The organism is Pseudomonas sichuanensis, from assembly GCF_003231305.1.
Taxonomy (GTDB): Bacteria; Pseudomonadota; Gammaproteobacteria; order Pseudomonadales; family Pseudomonadaceae; genus Aquipseudomonas; species Aquipseudomonas sichuanensis.
In genome coordinates this window covers 1-398 of record NZ_QKVM01000153.1, presented here as the reverse complement: position 1 = coordinate 398, position 398 = coordinate 1, and the positions used below count along the sequence as shown (strand labels likewise).

At 58.8% G+C, this 398-nt stretch carries 1 protein-coding gene; it reads left to right on the top strand.

Annotation, left to right across the window (positions count from 1 at the left end; genetic code table 11):
• A partial coding sequence (locus tag DM373_RS28510; protein ID WP_244215152.1) for a GTP-binding protein occupies positions 1 to 398 on the top strand: 398 nt, incomplete at both ends.

Genomic DNA, 398 nt, shown 5'->3' with positions numbered 1-398 from the left:
CTGACTCGCGTCTGCTCCGAAGTTTTCGGTTCGGCCGTCGTTGAGTTCGACAAGATCGACTCGGCTCCGGAAGAAAAGGCCCGCGGTATCACCATCAACACCGCGCACGTCGAGTACAACTCGAACATTCGTCACTACGCTCACGTTGACTGCCCAGGTCACGCTGACTACGTGAAGAACATGATCACCGGTGCTGCCCAGATGGACGGCGCGATCCTGGTTTGCTCGGCCGCCGATGGTCCGATGCCACAAACCCGTGAGCACATCCTGCTGTCCCGTCAGGTTGGCGTTCCGTACATCGTGGTCTTCCTGAACAAGGCTGACCTGGTAGACGACGCTGAGCTGCTGGAACTGGTCGAGATGGAAGTTCGCGACCTGCTGTCCACCTACGACTTCCC